The sequence below is a fragment of the Nonomuraea sp. NPDC052116 genome, assembly GCF_040680035.1.
Classification (GTDB): Bacteria; Actinomycetota; Actinomycetes; order Streptosporangiales; family Streptosporangiaceae; genus Nonomuraea; species Nonomuraea angiospora_A.
In genome coordinates this window covers 16,856-33,129 of the sequence record NZ_JBFAWA010000069.1, presented here as the reverse complement: position 1 = coordinate 33,129, position 16,274 = coordinate 16,856, and the positions used below count along the sequence as shown (strand labels likewise).

11 protein-coding genes are annotated in these 16,274 nt (G+C 68.7%); 3 read left to right on the top strand and 8 right to left on the bottom strand.

What is annotated here, in order from left to right; genetic code table 11:
* The first annotated feature begins 783 nt into the window (after positions 1 to 783).
* Positions 784 to 1,167, top strand: a complete 384-nt coding sequence (locus AB0L65_RS60980) for a cell division protein SepF (RefSeq protein WP_350742559.1) — start codon at positions 784 to 786, stop codon at positions 1,165 to 1,167.
* Positions 1,168 to 2,166: 999 nt separating this feature from the next.
* Here the strand turns inward: AB0L65_RS60980 and AB0L65_RS60975 are convergent.
* From AB0L65_RS60975 to AB0L65_RS60955, 5 genes are all read right to left on the bottom strand, one after another.
* On the bottom strand, positions 2,167 to 3,456 hold the full coding sequence (locus tag AB0L65_RS60975; protein ID WP_364266580.1) for a hypothetical protein: 1,290 nt from the start codon (positions 3,454 to 3,456) through the stop codon (positions 2,167 to 2,169).
* A 162-nt stretch (positions 3,457 to 3,618) separates the two neighbouring features.
* Complete coding sequence (gene argS / locus AB0L65_RS60970) at positions 3,619 to 5,346, bottom strand: arginine--tRNA ligase (protein WP_364266577.1); 1,728 nt, start codon at positions 5,344 to 5,346, stop codon at positions 3,619 to 3,621.
* A complete protein-coding gene (locus AB0L65_RS60965) occupies positions 5,343 to 7,784 on the bottom strand; it encodes an HAD-IC family P-type ATPase (RefSeq protein WP_364266574.1) in 2,442 nt (813 codons plus the stop codon). The genes argS and AB0L65_RS60965 overlap by 4 nt, the downstream gene beginning before the upstream one ends.
* Positions 7,785 to 7,824: 40 nt before the next feature.
* Positions 7,825 to 8,844: a phosphate acyltransferase PlsX gene (gene plsX / locus AB0L65_RS60960; RefSeq protein ID WP_364266571.1), complete on the bottom strand. Its 1,020-nt coding sequence runs from the start codon at positions 8,842 to 8,844 to the stop codon at positions 7,825 to 7,827.
* Between the two features lie 544 nt (positions 8,845 to 9,388).
* On the bottom strand, positions 9,389 to 9,946 hold the full coding sequence (locus AB0L65_RS60955) for a DUF1707 domain-containing protein (protein ID WP_363985631.1): 558 nt from the start codon (positions 9,944 to 9,946) through the stop codon (positions 9,389 to 9,391).
* Between the two features lie 178 nt (positions 9,947 to 10,124).
* On the opposite strand from AB0L65_RS60955, the gene AB0L65_RS60950 reads away from it, so the two are divergent.
* Both AB0L65_RS60950 and AB0L65_RS60945 read left to right on the top strand, forming a co-directional pair.
* Entirely contained in the window at positions 10,125 to 11,441 is a 1,317-nt protein-coding gene (locus AB0L65_RS60950; RefSeq protein WP_364266568.1) for a lysine 2,3-aminomutase, read from the top strand.
* A gap of 463 nt (positions 11,442 to 11,904) precedes the next feature.
* Complete coding sequence (locus AB0L65_RS60945; RefSeq protein ID WP_364266565.1) at positions 11,905 to 12,912, top strand: hypothetical protein; 1,008 nt, start codon at positions 11,905 to 11,907, stop codon at positions 12,910 to 12,912.
* An 827-nt stretch (positions 12,913 to 13,739) separates the two neighbouring features.
* On the opposite strand, the gene AB0L65_RS60940 is transcribed toward AB0L65_RS60945, so the two are convergent.
* The 3 genes from AB0L65_RS60940 to AB0L65_RS60930 form a co-directional block, all read right to left on the bottom strand.
* Positions 13,740 to 13,913 (bottom strand): hypothetical protein, encoded by a 174-nt coding sequence (locus AB0L65_RS60940; RefSeq protein WP_192788369.1) that lies wholly within the window; start codon positions 13,911 to 13,913, stop codon positions 13,740 to 13,742.
* 208 nt (positions 13,914 to 14,121) lie between these two features.
* A complete protein-coding gene (locus AB0L65_RS60935; protein WP_350742574.1) occupies positions 14,122 to 14,988 on the bottom strand; it encodes an ABC transporter ATP-binding protein in 867 nt (288 codons plus the stop codon).
* A complete protein-coding gene (locus AB0L65_RS60930; RefSeq protein ID WP_364266563.1) occupies positions 14,981 to 15,898 on the bottom strand; it encodes an ABC transporter permease in 918 nt (305 codons plus the stop codon). Before AB0L65_RS60930 ends, AB0L65_RS60935 begins: the two co-directional genes overlap by 8 nt.
* Positions 15,899 to 16,274: the final 376 nt, after the last annotated feature.

Sequence of the window (16,274 nt, the reverse complement as noted above, 5' to 3'; positions counted from 1 at the left end):
ACTCGGGAGGGTGTGGGAGAGTAGGTCGCCGCCGGACAATCTTTGAGGGGGTTCGACGCCTTGGGCGTCGGACCCCCTTTTTTTTGTGTGCTGTGCCGGTTGTGGTGGGAGCTGTGGGGCGTTCCTCGCACGGCCGGCTGCCCGCCCGCACTCGACGGCTCAGGACGCGTGTCCACGCGCCTGACGCGTCGGCTCCAGGCGCCGCATTCTCATACGTATGCCGTTGCGCCCATCCACCCCACTGTGCATCGGTCTGCACCCCGCACCGAATTCGCCTGCCGTCTCCGTCGCCTCCTCGGTCTGCACCCCGCACCGAATTCGAGTGTCGTCTCCGTCGCCTCCGTTGAATAGAGGACGGGCGTCGGCCGGGCTCGGCAGGCGACCACGGTCGAATAGAGGACTGGCGTCATGCCGGCCCGGCGGGTGACCACAGAGGGTGACTTCGGCGGCGAGAGGGAGTCGGCGAGGGCGAATTGGCGGGGCTCTGCGTGGTTCATCCCGATGGCTACTCTCTGCATCCGCCCACGAGTAACCGGAGAGCCCAGCAGGCAGCGCGCCCCGCGATTAGGCTGGAAAACCTTGGCTGGTGAAGGCGTCGAGAGTGGAGAGGCGCACGTGACCGTTGACGGGCGGTGGTCGGATATCCAGATGCAAGCGGGCTGCAAGCTGTACAAAATGGAATTAGGGCTGGGCGTGTCGCGTGGCGAATGCGGAATCGTCGGTTACCGTCCAATGTGTAGGGACGTGCCGATTACGGTGAGTTCCTGAGGAAAGGACAAGCCGATGGGGGCAGTGCGCAAGGTGGTGAGCTACCTTGGCCTGAGCGGGGTCGATCACTACGACGAAGGCTATGACGACGACGAGAACTACGAGGACGAGTACGTCCCCGCGACCGAGCGGGCCGCCAGGCGGTGGCGCGCGAACGTCGACTCGTCACGAATCGTGATGGTCCAGCCGCTCAAGTACAACGACGCGCCGTTGATCGGCCAGCACTTCCGTGACGGACAGACGGTAATCATGGACGTCTCGGGCATGGCTATGCCTGAGGCGACGAGGATGGTTGACTTCGCCGCCGGGCTGGCCTATGGGTGCGAAGGGCGGATCGAGCGCATCGCCGACCGCGTCTTCCTGCTCGCGCCGGCGCACGTGGAGATCGAGACCACCTGAGTGTGGTAACCGGGCCGCTGGGCCGTGGTCGGCGCGCAGAGGCGGGCTGCGCTGACCACGACCGCCGGCGGGGTCGAGCCGGTGGCCGGGTGAGGAGGCGGATCGTCGATGCGCCACCGACCTGAGCCGTTCAGGCGGACCGTCAGCGAGTCGCGGTCCGCTGGCCCCTGGGCGGGTTCCCGATGACGACCGGCCCTCTGAACAGCCCAGATGTGGTCCACTGATCAGTGTGCGCTTCCTGACAGGCCACCCGTCCACATCACGCCGCCTGGACGGCCGCCGGAGCCGATTACCGTAAGTGTCCGCCCCGTTTGCCGAGGGCCCGATGCCCGTGAGTGTCCAATCCGGCCACCATAGGGCCGGTGGCTGTGAGAGGCCGCCTCGTTGGCCGCGGGGCCGATGCCCTTGAGGGCCAATCCGATGGCCGTGAGCGTCCAGTTCGGTCACCATAGGGCCGATGGCTTGAAGGGTCCGCTCGTTCGCCGACGGGCTGATGGCCGTGAGTGTCCAGTCGGGTCACCATGGGGCCGATGGCTGTGAGAGGCCGCTCGGCGGCCGCGGCGGGCCGACGCCCGTGAGGTCCGGTCCGATGGCCGAGTGCTCCGATGGCCGTAAGCGTCCAGCGCATTGGGGTGTGGGGTTGTTGGATGTTAGTCACCAGGCCGTTGGCCGAGTGGACCGGCGGTCGCAAACGTCCTGTCCGCATCGCCAAGCGGCCGACATCCGCTTACGCCTTGTCCGTTCGCCAAGCGGCCGACGACCCGCAAGCGTCCTGTCCGTATCTCGTGCGGCCGACGATCATAAGCGCCCTGCCCGTTCGCCAAGCGGTTGACGACCGCGAGCGTCCTGTCGGTTTCTCACGCGGCCGACAACCATAAGCGCCCTGCCCATATGTCAGGCAGCCGATGAGCGGAAGCGTTTGGCCCGCATTTCACGCGCGCCGACGAGCGTAACGTTCAGTCCGGTGGCCGTGAGTGAGCCGACTGAGTGAGGAGTGGGTCAGCTGGCGCGGGGGCCGCGGCGGATGAGGCGGGTCAGTTCGGCTGCGTCCTCCGTGGCCTGCTTGGCGCGTTCGTCCGCCTCCCTGGCGTACGCGTGCAGGGCCCACACCGCCCCCTCCGCCAGCTCCTTCAGCTCGCTGACCTGGGCGGCCACGTACCGGCCGTCGGCTTCGACGAGCTTGCGGCGCTGCCAGAGCTGCCAGCCGGCCAGGCCGATCATGGCCACCGCGGCGGCGGCGAACAGGCGGCTGGAGATGACCGCCCCGACGAGGCAGGCGATGCCGGCCACGATCAGGACCATGGCCGCCCACGGACGGGGGCGGGGCATGACGCCGTCCTCGACGAGCGCGGCCTCGGCGGCGGCCAGCGACGACGCCTCCGGGCCTTCCGGGCGCAGGTGGATGCGGTGGCCGAGAAGGGCGACGGTGAGCGTGGTGGGCGGCGCGAGGCGGCTGTCGGCTTCGAGCTCCTCGGCCACGCCGCGCAGGATCGGCCCCGCCACGTGCAGGGCGATCGCCGCCAGGTGCGGGTCGGAGCCGGGGCGGAGGTCTTCGAGCAGGTACGAGTTGAGCGAGGCCATCGGGCCGGCCGGGCCGCCGAGGCCGATCAGGAAGCGCAGGATGGCGAGCGGCTCGTCCTCCGCCCAGCTGGAGGCCGGGCTGCCCGAGCTGTTGTCGAGCGAGATGGCGGTGTCCTGATCGGTCTGCCGCGTCGAGGTGATCTCGGCGCACCGCCCGCGCAGTCTCGCGAGGCGGGCGGCCGCCATGGCGGGTCTGGCCAGTTCGGGGATTTCGGCCATCTCCGGGAAGTCGACCAGCGACGGCGGCACCACGACCGACGGCTCGCCCGGCACCAGCGCCTGCACCCATTGCTCCGGGTCGGCGTGTTCCTGGACGGCCAGGGCGTCGAGTTTGCGCAGCACAAAGATCTTGCCGGCGGGGCCGTACGCCCCCCGGGCGGCGGCCAGCCAGAGCGAGCGCTGGCCGTGGGAGACAGGCCGGTCGAGTGAGAGCTCGCCGAAGGCGGTGCCGAGCCAGGAGGCGTGGATGCGGCTGCCCTGCCCGGACACCGCGAGGGCCAGGCAGAGGAAGAGCGCGGTCTGCTGCTGGTCGCGCCCGGCGGCCCTGCTCAGCGGCTCCAGCGGGTCATCGCCGGCGAGGATGGCGACCAGCGCTTCGATGGCCGGGGGCAGCCAATAGCCGGGTATATCGCGAAAACCTGGTGTGGCGGGAGGCGCGGCGCCCTTGGCGGCGAGGTGAGCGAGCAGCGCCTCAGCGTAGCGATGCAACTCCGTAGCCGCTGGGGGGCTCGCAGTAAGGTCCGTGCTCAAGGCAGAGAACTCCCCCATTTCGGCCTCAATTCATGACCGCGTAAAGCCTAGCCGTTCGGGCGCGCCAACCAGGTGAAGGCGCGCCCACGGCGGATCTGCGGGCTTTGAGCCAACTGCCAGTTACATACGCTCGGGAACGGGGACACCTAGTAGGTTGAGCCCCTTCTCCAGAACGTCCAGGACCAGCTTGCACAGGGCCAGCCGGTGTTGCCTGGTCTCCGGGTCGACGCCTTCCTTGGTCACCGGGCACTCATCGTAGAACGTGCTGAAGAGGCTGGCGGTCTGGAACAGGAAGTTGCACAGCCGGTGTGGCTCGGACGCGGTGGTGACCTGAGAGACCAGCTCGCCGAACCCGAGCAGCTGGAGGCCCAGCGCGCGCTCGGCCGGTGCGGCCAGCACGATGGGGCCCGTCGCGTCGGCCGGAGCCATCCCCGCCTTGCGGAAGATGGAGCGGATCCGGGCGGTGGCGTACTGCATGTAGGGGCCGGTGTTGCCGGTGAAGCTGATCATGCGGTCGAAGTCGAGGACGTACTCGCTGTCGTGACTGACCGACAAATCGGCATATTTCACCGCGCCCATGCCGACGGCGTGCGCGATCTCCTGTGTGGTGGCCTCGTCGTAGCCCCGGTCGGCGATGGCCGCCGTGGCCCGGTCGACGGCCTCCTGGAGCAGGTCCATGAGCTTGACGGACTCGCCGGAGCGGGTCTTGAACCGGCGCCCGTCCTTGCCCAGCATCATGCCGATCTGGACGTGCTCGGCCGAGACCGAGTCGGGCAGCCAGCCCGCCAGCCGCGCCCCTGCGAACACCATCCGGAAGTGCAGCGCCTGCTCGTTGCCCACGACGTAGAGGATGCGCTCGGCCTTCAGGTCGTGGACGCGGTAGCGGATCGCCGCCATGTCGGTGGTGGCGTAGCCGTACCCGCCGTCGCTCTTCCTGATGATCAGCGGCAGCGGCTTGTCGTCGGAGCCGGTGAAGCCGGGCGGGAACACGCAGAGCGCGCCGTCGCTGATCACCGCCGTCCCGGCCGCCTCGAGGTCGTCGCACGTCTTCTGGAGCATGGGGTTGTACATGCTCTCGCCGGCGAGGTCGGCATCGGTCAGCGTCACGCCGAGCAGCTGGTAGACCTTGTTGAAGTAGCGGACGGTGGCTTCCATGAACACGTGCCACAGCCGCATCGTCTCGGTGTCGCCCGACTGCAGCGTGGTCACCCGCACCCGGGCGCGCTGCCTGAAGTCGTCGTCGGAGTCGAACTTCGCCCGCGCCGCCTGGTAGAACTCCGTGCCCTGGCCGGCCTCCAGCTGCGCGACCGCGGCCTCCTCGCCGATCTCGAGCAGGTGCTCGATGAGCATGCCGAACGGCGTGCCCCAGTCGCCCAGGTGGTTCTGCCTGATCACGGTGTTGCCGAGGTGTTCGTGCAGGCGGGCCAGCGAGTCGCCCACGATCGTGGTGCGCAGGTGGCCGACGTGCATCTCCTTGGCCGCGTTGGGCGCGGAGTAGTCGATCACCACGGTCTGCGACGGCGTGATCGTGCCGACGCCGAGCCGCGGGTCGGCCAGCATCCGCGTCGCCTCGGACTCGATCCACGAGCCGTCGAGGGTGATGTTGAGGAAGCCGGGGCCGCTGACCTCGATCGTGCCGGGGAAGTCGGACAGCTCCGTCTTGATTGCCTCGGCGACCTCCCGCGGCGCCCGTCGCAGTCGCTTGGCCAGGCTCATCGCGACGTTCGCCTGGAAGTCGGCGAACTGGGAGGGCCGGATCAGCGGATCTGCGTCGGCGTGCTCGGAGCCGAACGCGCGGGCCAGCGCCTGCTGGACGCGCTCGGTGAGCATTATCTGCGGGTCGGTCATGTTCTAAGGGTACCGGCGACCTTGACAGCGACGCTTATCATTACCGCCGCCACGATCGAGATGCCGACGGCGGTCAGATCGTTGCTGAGGTCGCCGGGTTCGAGGGCGAAGAAGTGCCGTACGAAGGGGATCGTCAACCCGATCGCGAACGCCGCCGCCATCGAGGCGACCAGCGCGATCCGCCACCAGTTGAGCGGTCTGGCGATCAGCACGAGCACCCACCAGGTGGTGAGGAAGAGCGTGATCACCGCCGACGTCTGATCCTCGACGAGCGTGGACGTGCCGCTGTGGGCGGCCCAGAACGACAGCAGCACCGCCGCCGCGCACAACACCCCGGCGGGTACGGCGAAGCGCAGCACCCTGGGGACGAACCCCGGCTTCGAGCGCTCGAACGTGGGCGCGAGCGCGAGGAAGAGCGCGGGGACGCCGATGGTCAGGGCGTTCGTCAGGGTGGAGTGGCGGGGCGCGAACGGGAACATGACCCCGGCCACGCCGACCAGCAGCGACAGCACGATCGCGTAGAAGGTCTTGGTGAGGAAGAGGTTGGAGACGCGTTCGATGTTGGCCAGCACGCGCCGTCCCTCGCCCACGACGTGCGGCAGCGTGGCGAACTTGTCGTCGAGCAGCACCACCTGCGCGACCGCCTTGGTGGCGGGGCTGCCGGCGCCCATCGCGATGCCGAGGTCGGCGTCCTTGAGCGCGAGCACGTCGTTGACGCCGTCGCCCGTCATGGCCACGGTGTGGCCCCTGGCCTGGAGCGCGGTGACGAACTGCCGCTTCTGCCGGGGGCTGACGCGGCCGAACACGGTGTGGGAGTCGAGCAACTCGCCCAGCTTGGCCTCGTCGTCGTAGGGGAGGTCGCGGGCGTCGATCGAACGGTGCGCGTCCGGGATCTCGAGGCCGGTGGCGATGGCGGAGACCGCGGTGGGGTTGTCGCCGGAGATGACCTTGACCGTGACGCCCTGCTTGGCGAAGTAACGGAGGGTTTCCTGGGCGTCGGGCCTGACGCGCTGCTTGAGCGTGACGAGCGCCACCGCCTCGATGCCCGCCCCTCCCGTCTCGATCCCCGCGTCGTCCGCCTCGACGCCTGCCCCGTCCGCCTCGATCTCCGCGCCATCCGCCTCGACGCCTGTACTGTCAGCCTCGATGGGCGTCCTGCCCGGCTCGGTGCGCGCCTCGGCAGTCTGAGGCGCGGGCAGGGTGCGGGCGCGGCCCAGGACGAGCACGCGGGCGCCGGTGGCGGCCAGCTCGGCGGCCCGGTCGTAGGCGTCCCCGCCGTCGAGCAGCACGTCCGGCGCTCCCAGCACCCACGCGCCCCGCTCGCCGAAGTGGGCCCCGCTCCATTTACGCGCCGACGAGAACGGCACCGTCTCACCGGTCGTCCACCCGTCCCGGGCGCTCTGGTAGCGGGCCCGGATGGCCTGGGCGGTGGCGTTCGGCGAGTGGTCGAGGTGGGCCAGGGCGGCCAGCGCGTCCTCGACCGGGTGGCCGTCGCGCAGGGGCAGCACCTGGTCGAGGTCCATGCCGCCGGCGGTGAGCGTGCCCGTCTTGTCCAGGCACAGTACGTCCACCCTGGCCAGGCCCTCGATCGCGGGCAGCTCCTGGACCAGGCACTTGCGCCGGCCCAGCCGTACGACGCCGACGGCGAACGCGATCGAGGTCATCAGCACCAGCCCTTCGGGGATCATGGTGACGATGCCCGCGACCGCGCCGGTGATCGCGGTGCCGAAGTCGGCGGAGTGCTTGAGCTGGCTGTAGATCAGTAGGGCCCCGATCGGGATGACCAGCCAGGTGATGTACTTGATGAAGTTCGCCACGCCCTCGCGCAGCTCGGAGTGGGCAAGGTGAAACTTGCTCGCCTCTTCCGCGAGCTTCACCGCGTACGCGTCGGTGCCGACCCGCGTGGCCACGAACGCGCCCGCGCCCGCCACGGCGAAGCTGCCTGACAGGACCTCGTCGCCGGGCTGCTTGTGCACCGGGTCGGCCTCGCCGGTCAGCAGTGACTCGTCAACCTCCAGGCCGTCGGACTCGATCACCTCGCCGTCCACCAGCAGGCGGTCGCCGGGGCCGAGCAGGATCAGGTCGCCTAAGACCACCTGGCGGGGCTGGACCAGCCGTTGTTCGCCGTCCCGCCGGACCCGTACGGGCGCCTCGTTGATCACCGCGAGCTTGTCGAGCGTGCGCTTGGCGCGGAGCTCCTGGACGATGCCGATCAGCACGTTGGCCACGATGACCAGGCCGAACAGGCTGTCCTGCCACTCACCGAAGATCAGGACCAGTGCCCAGAGCACGCCGATGACGAGGTTGAACAGGGTGAAGACGTTCGCCCTGACGATCGCGCTCAGCGACCTGCTCGACCGCCGCGGCACGTGGTTGGGCTTCGCCCCCACCACCTGCGCCGAAGTGAGTCCGTTGGCCACTGTGGAGAGCCGGTCCACATAACCCCCTGTTTCTGTGGATCGGTCACACCCTACGGCGTCACCACAATCTGTGGGAGCGAGGCGTGGCGGCTGTCTTGTCGCCGATGCGGGCCACGATTCCGGCCGCGGACAGGTCGGCCGCGAGCTTGCAGGCCGCGCTGATCCCGTCGGCCCTGGACGAGCCGTGGGCGATCACGACGGTGCCGTTCAGGCCGAGCAGCACGGCGCCGCCGTACGCCTCGGGGTCGAGGCGGCGGCGCAGCTCGCGGATGCGCGAGCGCTGCATCGCGGCGCCCAGCCTGGCCAGCCTGCTGTCGGTGACGGCCGCCCTGAGCTCGGAGAACGCGTAGCGGACCGCGCCTTCCATGGTCTTCAGCGCCACGTTCCCGGTGAACCCGTCGGTGGTGATCACGTCCACCTTGCCGGTCAGCAGGTCGTGTCCCTCGACGTTCCCCTCGAACCGGAGGCCGGGGGAGGCCAGCAGCAGCTCGTGGGCGCGCTTGACGAGCTTGTTGCCCTTCTCGGCCTCGCTGCCGATCGTGAGCAGGCCGACCCGGGGCGTCTCGATGCCGTACGCGAGCTCGGCGTAGGCCGTCCCCAGCTGGGCGAACTGCACCAGCATTTCCGGCTTGACCTCGGCGTTGGCGCCCGCGTCTATGAGCACGGTGGGCTTGGGGAGGGTGGGGATGGGGACCGCTATGGCCGGTCTCAGCACGCCTTGCTGGCCTTTGAGCCGCAGCCGGCCGGTGGCCACGATGCCCGCCGTCGAGCCCGCGGAGACGACCGCGGCGGCGTCGCCGCGGCGTACGAGATGGCAGGCGACGGCGATGCTCGAGCGGGGCCGGCGCAGGCTCGCCAGCGCGCCCTCGTCCATCGCCAGCGCCTCCTCGGCCCGTACGATCGGCACCTCTTTGGTGGCGTCGTGGTCGGCGAGTGCCTCGTAGAGCACGCGGGGCGAGCCGACGAGCACGACGGACAGGCCGCGCTCCCGCACGGCATGCACCGCTCCCGCCACGATCTCGTGGGGTGCGTGGTCGCCGCCCATGGCGTCGATCGCGATGGGCCTGCTGTCGGACAATGATCACCTCGTACGGCATCGAGCCCGCCGCCACGGCTTGACCGGAACGCGGGCTCGGTATGTCCGCATCGTAGGCAAGGCAGGTGTCAGGTTAACCGGCGGGTAGGCCCTGTTGGTTCCCCCGAGGGCCCCTTCCAGTCTCGCCGACCACCCCACCCGCTCCCCACACCGTCGCCCCGGTCGCGTGGATCACCCCCGGCGCCTACCGTGACCCCTTCGGACTTGCCGCACCGGGCTCCGGCGCCTGGGGCGGGCTTGCCGCACCGGTCCAGGCGTCTGTGGCGTCGGGGGCGGGGCTTGCGGCACCGAGGTCCGGCGTCTGCGGCGGTATCGCGCGACCGCCCCGGCCGCGATCCCTGGGCACGCGAAGGCGTGGCCTACGACCGCCAGGTCCACGAAAGCACGGGTGTACGACCGTCGGGTCCACGAGGGGGCGGTGTACGACCGTCGGGCCCGTGGGACGGACCGCGGCGGGACGGTGTCGCTGCCGGGCCAGGACGGGCGTTGTCGGGCGAACGGGAAACGGGCTTCCCAAGACGCCGGCTCAGTGGAGGTTCCAGTCGTCCTTCCCGCGCGACACGATCACCTTGGAGAACTTCGACGCCCCCGTGACCCGGATCAACGGCCCGTCGGCCTGCGAGCCGCCCGTCACGCTGCGCTTGCCGAACATGGAGCTGCCCTCGTCGATCACGTGCGCGTTGTCGGGAACGCGCACGATCAGCTTGCTGAACCAGGCGTTCGTCTCGATGGTGATCTCGCGGCCGGGCAGCACCGCGTCCGAGAGGTCGATGATGAGCGCCCCGAACCGGGCGGACAGCCGGGTGTTGCGGGAGGCCACCCACCGCCCCTTGCGGACGATCTTGCTGAACTTCGAGTCGATGACCTGCTGCTCGATGGCGGCGGGCACGTTTGACGCGGACACCTCGGGCAGATCCCGGGTGAGGGGGACGAGCTCGCCCACCGTCTTCGCCGCGTAGGCGACGTCCAGGCGGTCGGCGTGCTCGACGCTGGTGAGTCTTCCTGTGGCGAGGGCCTCTGACAGGACCGCGGCCACGCGGTCGCGGTCGGCGTCTGAGGCCCGCTGGTCAGGGTCATGGATCACGATAAATCAGTGTATGCCTATTCGCGATATGTCGCGAGTGCCCACAAACCTCAAGGAAAACTTGGAGTCCAGCGGAACCGCTGACGTGCCTGACAGCGTCCGGGTATTAAGAACCGTAGACGCGCGACAAGGTCGTGAGGTTTACACGCGATCGAACAAAAAAGATGGGAACGGCCTAGTGATCTTGAACCAAGCTGGCACGCGGCGCTTCAAGGCGTATACGTCCAAGCACCTCGACGAGCTCTTGAAGCGTGCGGGGCTCGGCGACGATGAGCGGCTGAAGGTCCGCGCCGTCGCCACCGTGCTGCCGTTCCGGACCAACGCCTACGTCGTCGATGAACTCATAGATTGGTCGGCCGCACCCGACGACCCGATTTACCGGCTCGTCTTCCCGCAGGAGGACATGCTTCCCGCGACCGACGTCGCCCGGCTGGCGGACCTGCTCAAGGCCGAGGCGCCGAACGTCGAGATCCAGGCGGAGGCGAACCGGGTACGTGCCCAGCTCAACCCGCACCCCGCCGGCCAGAAGGAGCTCAACGTCCCGAGGATGGGCGACGAGCCGGTGCCCGGCATGCAGCACAAGTATCAAGAGACCGCGCTGATCTTCCCCAAGCAGGGGCAGACCTGTCACGCGTACTGCACCTACTGCTTCAGATGGGCGCAGTTCGTCGGGGACGCGGACCTGAAGTTCGCCTCCGACGACATCGGCCAGATGGTGGCCTACATTCGCCAGCATCCCGAGGTCACCAGCGTCCTGATCACCGGCGGCGACGCGATGATCATGGGTGAGTCCGTCATCAGGCGATATATCGAGCCTTTGTTGGACCTGGAGCAGCTCGAGTCCATCAGGATCGGCACCAAGGCGCTGGCCTACTGGCCGCAGCGCTTCACCACCGACCCTGACGCCGACGCCACGCTCGGGCTGTTCGAGGAGGTGGTGAACGCGGGCAAGAACCTCGCGTTCATGGCGCACTTCTCGCACCCGCGCGAGCTGGAGTCGCCGCTGGTCGAGTCGGCGGTCAAGCGCATCCTCGGCAGCGGGGCCACCATCAGGACCCAGGCGCCGCTGATCAGGTCGATCAACGACGACCCGGCCGTGTGGTCGCACATGTGGCGGCGGCAACACCGGATGGGGATGATTCCGTATTACATGTTCATCGAGCGTGACACCGGGCCGCAGGACTACTTCGCGGTGCCGCTGGCGCGCGCGTACGAGGTCTTCAGGGACGCGTACTCGACCGTCTCGGGGCTCTGCCGCACGGTCCGCGGGCCGTCGATGTCGGCCACGCCGGGCAAGGTGTGCGTCGACGGCGTCACCGAGATCGCGGGCGAGCAGGTGTTCATGCTCCACTTCATCCAGGCGCGCGACCCCTCGATCGTGGGGCGGCCGTTCTTCGCGCGCTACGACCCGTCGGCGGTCTGGCTGACGGATCTGCGCCCGGCCTTCGCCGAACGTTTCCCGTTCGAGCCCGCCGACGCGCTGCTGCCCGTCTGACCGGTCGCCCGCGCCCACGCGACCGAAAAACCGCCCCCCGCGGCCCGTGACATTTGTTTTCGCGACCCTTTGTTCACGGGCCGCCGGGGACGTAAATTTCCCAGGATCCGCTCCAAGTTTTCGTGTACGCGATCCAAAGCTTCCCCGTACGCGATCCGAACCGACGCGCTCGTGATGCCGAACCGAGCGCGCACAATATCGGAAACTAGACCCGTCTATTTCCCGTTTTGTCTCCCCGCTCAACGCTCTCCCTTTACTCGGTAACCGGCCTGCAAACCCCTGCTACATGGGCTTTCATGCGCCTGCGGCCGATCACCGCGAGTGGTAGAACTGCTGGCGTAGCTCAGCCGTGACGGCACGCTTCGTGTGGTGCCCATAGCGCGCCCGCCACGGCTTTCGGGGGTTATCGATTCGCATTTCCACCGCATTCGAGAGCGATCGATCACGAGCCGGGAAGGCAATCATGAATCGAGTAGTCAAGGCGGCTGTCGCCGTCACAGTATTCGGCCTGGCGGCGGCTTTGGCCGTGCCGGCACAAGCAGAAGTCGGGAACAACGGCGTCAGGAGCGACGGGGGCGGCACCAACAGCCCGCTCGACAGCCTGCTGGGCGGCGGCCTGCTCAACGACGGCCTGCTGAGCGGGCTGATCGGCGGCGGCCAGCTGAACGGGCTGCTGGGCGGCGGCCTTCAGGGCAAGTCCGCGGCACAGCCCAGCCGTCCGATGACGGACGTCGAGCGGGACATCGCAGCAGAGAACCGGCAGAGGTACTCCACCACGCCGAACGCGGCCGAGGACGTCACCAACTTCGGCGGTCCGCTGCCGGAGCTGTCGCCGATCGTCGGCGGGTTCTCGCTCGGCGGCGGGGGCCTGACCGAGTCCCTGCCCGTGCCCGTCCTGTCGGGGGCGGCACGCATGGCACAGCCCGTCGCGACCTCGGTGAAGTCCGGCAAGCAGGGCGGCGGCCAGGTCGTGAGCGAGGGAGACACCCTGCGCGGCGCATACGACGCGACGACGGGCCTGCTCAACACGTCCTTCGGCGACGCGATGAACAAGCTGAACAACAACAGCGTGCTGCCGGGCACCGGATCCAGCCTGCTGAACACCAGCGCGGCCACGGCCAAGACCATGAGCGGCACCAGCAAGGGCGTCGAGACCCTGTCGGCCGAGTCGATCGTGGCCGGCCTCGGAGAGGCGGCCCGGCGGGCCCTGCCGCACGCCGCGAGCGGCCGGCTGTCGCCGATGATCGGCCAGGTCGCGCCGGTCGAGATGGCTCCGGTCATCGAGGCGCTGCCCGGCACCGCGCAGGCCGCCTCCATGGACGAGCTCACGCCGCTCGTCGAGGACACCTCGGGCGTCGTGTCCGCCAACGGCACCAAGGCCACCGGCACCTACGGTGACGTGCTGACCGCGCTCGGATGGTCCACCGACTCGCTGACGAGCTCGGTGCGGGACTCCTGGATTCGCGACTAGACGCGATCGAGGCGCCGTAGAGCGGCGGCTCGCCGAGGGCCGGGATGACGGTTCGCGGGCGTCCTAGGTGCCGACGCCCATGAACCGGCCGTACCGGCTGCGAAGCGGTCCCGTTCGCGCGCTTCAGCTGTTCCCTGAACGGCGTGTTCCCTTTCCCGGGCCGGACGGCTGCCGGCGCTCTGGCGCGGCAGGTCCGGTGTCGTCGCCGCGACGTGGCGCGTCGCGTGCCGATGTGCTGGAAGGGCGGTCCGCGTGCCGCCCGTTCCCGCCCGGCAGGCCCGGTGCCGTCACTCTGGTGCGGTAGGTCGGCGGGGGCTGACTGGGAACACCGGCGCTCCGGCAGGCCGGCAGGGGGCTGACTGGGGACGTTCTCGCACCGACGCGGCAGGCCGGCGGGGCGCTCACAGGTGCCGAGCGCCGACGGCACTGGCGCGCGTGGGTGGCGAGACCCCGCGCAAGCGGGCAGATCTCATGACGGGCCTGGGCGGACGCGCCCACGCCCTGGCTCGCGCAGCGCGCCGCCACTGCAGGGCAGCGGCGTCGCACGAGCCCGCCGCCGACCCCGGTATCTGGGGTCGGCGGCTTTTTCATGCGCTGGCTGTGGGGGCCGTTCTTTGCGCTGCCCGGGGGCCGGCGAAATCCCCATCTTGTACGGCGGAGCACGGGCGGCGCCACCCGCCGCACGTGGCTGAGCGCCTCCAGGGTGACGCCCGCTGACCCGCACGGGGCCGGCCGCCGTTACGGCGTGCTCTCAACCGTCCAAGAGGGGCGGTGGGTCATAGTCTGCGGAGTGGGTGATTGTCGGGATTACGGGCCGGTCGGAGGGCTCAGGGCAGGCGGACGCCGGTGCGACGCGCTATCTGGGCCTGCAGCCTGGCCATCTGCCAGTGCAGCTCCAGCAGCTGCTCGGCGAGCTGTATCCGGGGAATCTCGGCCACGTCCTCGGTGGCCAGGTGGTCGATCGCGGTCGAAAGCTCCACCATCGCGCGCTCCCACTCCATCAGCGTACCTCGGATCGAATTGACGTTCGAATCCTATCGGAACGGCAGGCTCGCTGTCAGTCATTTGCCACTGCAGTCGCGCGCGTTTCGCACACAACAGCGAAAAGCGTGGATGTCGGTGTTTGTGGCCGTAACCCGGCAGGGCATCGGGCCGGAGCGGGGGGGAGGCTCCGAGCCGTGAGCGGCGGCGGTCGCGCCGCGAGAGAGGTCAGCCCTTGTTGTAGGCGGCGATGACTTCCTTCGGGTCGCCGTCCATCTTGATCTTGCCCTTGTGCAGCCAGATGACGCGGTTGCAGGTCTCTTCGATGACCTTGAGGTCGTGGGCCACGAGGAAGACCGTGCCGGCGGACTCGCGGATCTGGCGGATGCGCTCCTCGCTCTTCTTGCGGAACTCGCGGTCGCCCGTGGCCAGGGCCTCGTCGATGAGGAGGACGTCGTGCGTCTTGGCCGAGGAGATGGCGAAGCGGAGCCGGGCGCCCATGCCGGAGGAGTAGGTGGACATGGGGAGCTGGACGAACTCGTCGATGCCGGAGAAGTCGACGATCTCCTGGTACTTCTCACGGACCTCGGCGGGTGTCATGCCCATGGCGTAACAGCCGAGCACGATGTTGCGCTCGCCGGTGAGCTCGCGCATGAGGGCCGCGTTGACGCCGAGCAGCGAGGGCTGGCCGTCGGTGTAGACGGCGCCCTTGTGCGGTGGGAGGAGGCCCGCGATGGCCCGCAGCAGCGTGGACTTGCCCGAGCCGTTGCGGCCCACGATGCCGATGGCGTCGCCGTGGTAGGCCACGAAGGTCACGCCCTTGACCGCGTGGACCTCTTTCATCTGCGGGCGGCCCTGGCGCTTGAGGATGCGCGTGAGGGCGTTGACCGCGTTGCCCTTCTCGGAGTCGGAGGCCGCGCCGTAGACGCGGTAGACGATGTGGAGATCGTCGACGATGACGGTCGGAGTGCCCGTGGGGACGTCGAGTGGCCGCTTGCCCTGGGGCTCCGGATCTGGATGCACTCTCACATCCTTGCCGGGGACGGCGGGCTTCTCGCCCTTCACCTGTGACAGCTCCTTGGTAAGTTCAGCCACGCCCGTACCTCTCCTCGGCCCGCCAGAAATACCAGAAGCCGAAACCGAGTGCGAACACTGCCCAGAATACGCAAGACATCCACACCATCGGAGGGGCAGAGTGACTCTCGATGAGGATGTCCCGCATCCACTCGATGAAGGCGGCCGCCGGATTCATATACATCACATCGGCGACCCACTGGGGGAGCTTGGCGCTGCCCACGACCTTCTCCTGGATGGAGAAGAACACACCCGAGGCATAGAGCCACGTGCGCGTGATGAAAGGCAGCAACTGGTTGAGGTCACGCATGGAGGCGCCCAACCGGGCGATCACCAGGCTCGCGCCGATGTTGAAGAGCGTCTGCAGGAGCAGCACCACCGGCATCATCAGCCAGAACAGCGTGGGGGGCTCGCCGGTGATGACCACGATGACCATGAGGACGCCCATGGAGATGGCGAGCTGCTGCAGCTCCTGGATCGTGTAGGCCAGGGGGAGGGACGCCCGGGGGAAGTGCAGGGCGCGGATCATCGAGAGGTTGCCCGTGATCGACTTGGCGCCCGCGGTGACGGTCCGCTGCGTGTAGGTGAAGATGAACATCCCGGTCAGCAGGAACGCGGGATAGTTGTGGATGTTGCCCTTGCCGCCCAGGATGAGGCCGAACATCACGTAGTAGATGCCGGCGTTGAGCAGGGGGGTCAGCACCTGCCAGAGCTGGCCGAGAGCCGAGCTGGTGTACTTCGAGACGTTGCGCGAGGTCGCGTACGTCAGGATGAAGTGTCGCCGCTCCCAGAGCTGGCGCACGTAGACAAGGAACCTCGGCCGCGCGATGGCACGGCGAAGTCCGTATCTCTTGGCGAGCTTGGCCAGCGGCTCCTGCCCGCTTCGGCCGCCCGCCTGGGCGTCCGCGACAGCGGATTCCGGCTGGCTCATGGCAAGGACTCTATTGGATCCCGGTCGGTGGGGTGCCTGCCGCGCGGGTTGGCGGCAGCGTCAGTTGGACGGAGTCTCGGGACACTCGGTTCCCAAGGTGCCGTCAAGACCTGCTCAACCGTAGCCCAGCGCGGCGCGGTGCGCTGGCAAGGGCACGACCACTCTCCTGTAGAGGGTAATTTTCATCGTCTGTTCACGTCCCGGCCGTACCGGTTACACGGGCTCTGTACGATTTGTTGCCTGTTGGGCTGAATGTCTGTGACGCTGGATTGGCACACGTGTGACCGAACTGCAACGCGCCAGAGACTCCCTGGTGGCAAGTAGTAAGGGATAGTCGCGATCGACTGGCAGGGCGTCGGCTGGTTTGACCATGTCA

Excerpts from the sequence above, each read along its gene's own strand:
- AB0L65_RS60940 (WP_192788369.1), bottom strand. The coding sequence starts at position 13,913 with ATGGAGTGGGAGCGCGCGATGGTGGAGCTTTCGACCGCGATCGACCAC.
- AB0L65_RS60930 (WP_364266563.1), bottom strand. The coding sequence starts at position 15,898 with ATGAGCCAGCCGGAATCCGCTGTCGCGGACGCCCAGGCGGGCGGCCGA.
- AB0L65_RS60945 (WP_364266565.1), top strand. The coding sequence starts at position 11,905 with ATGAATCGAGTAGTCAAGGCGGCTGTCGCCGTCACAGTATTCGGCCTG.
- argS (WP_364266577.1), bottom strand. The coding sequence starts at position 5,346 with ATGACCGACCCGCAGATAATGCTCACCGAGCGCGTCCAGCAGGCGCTG.
- AB0L65_RS60980 (WP_350742559.1), top strand. The coding sequence starts at position 784 with ATGGGGGCAGTGCGCAAGGTGGTGAGCTACCTTGGCCTGAGCGGGGTC.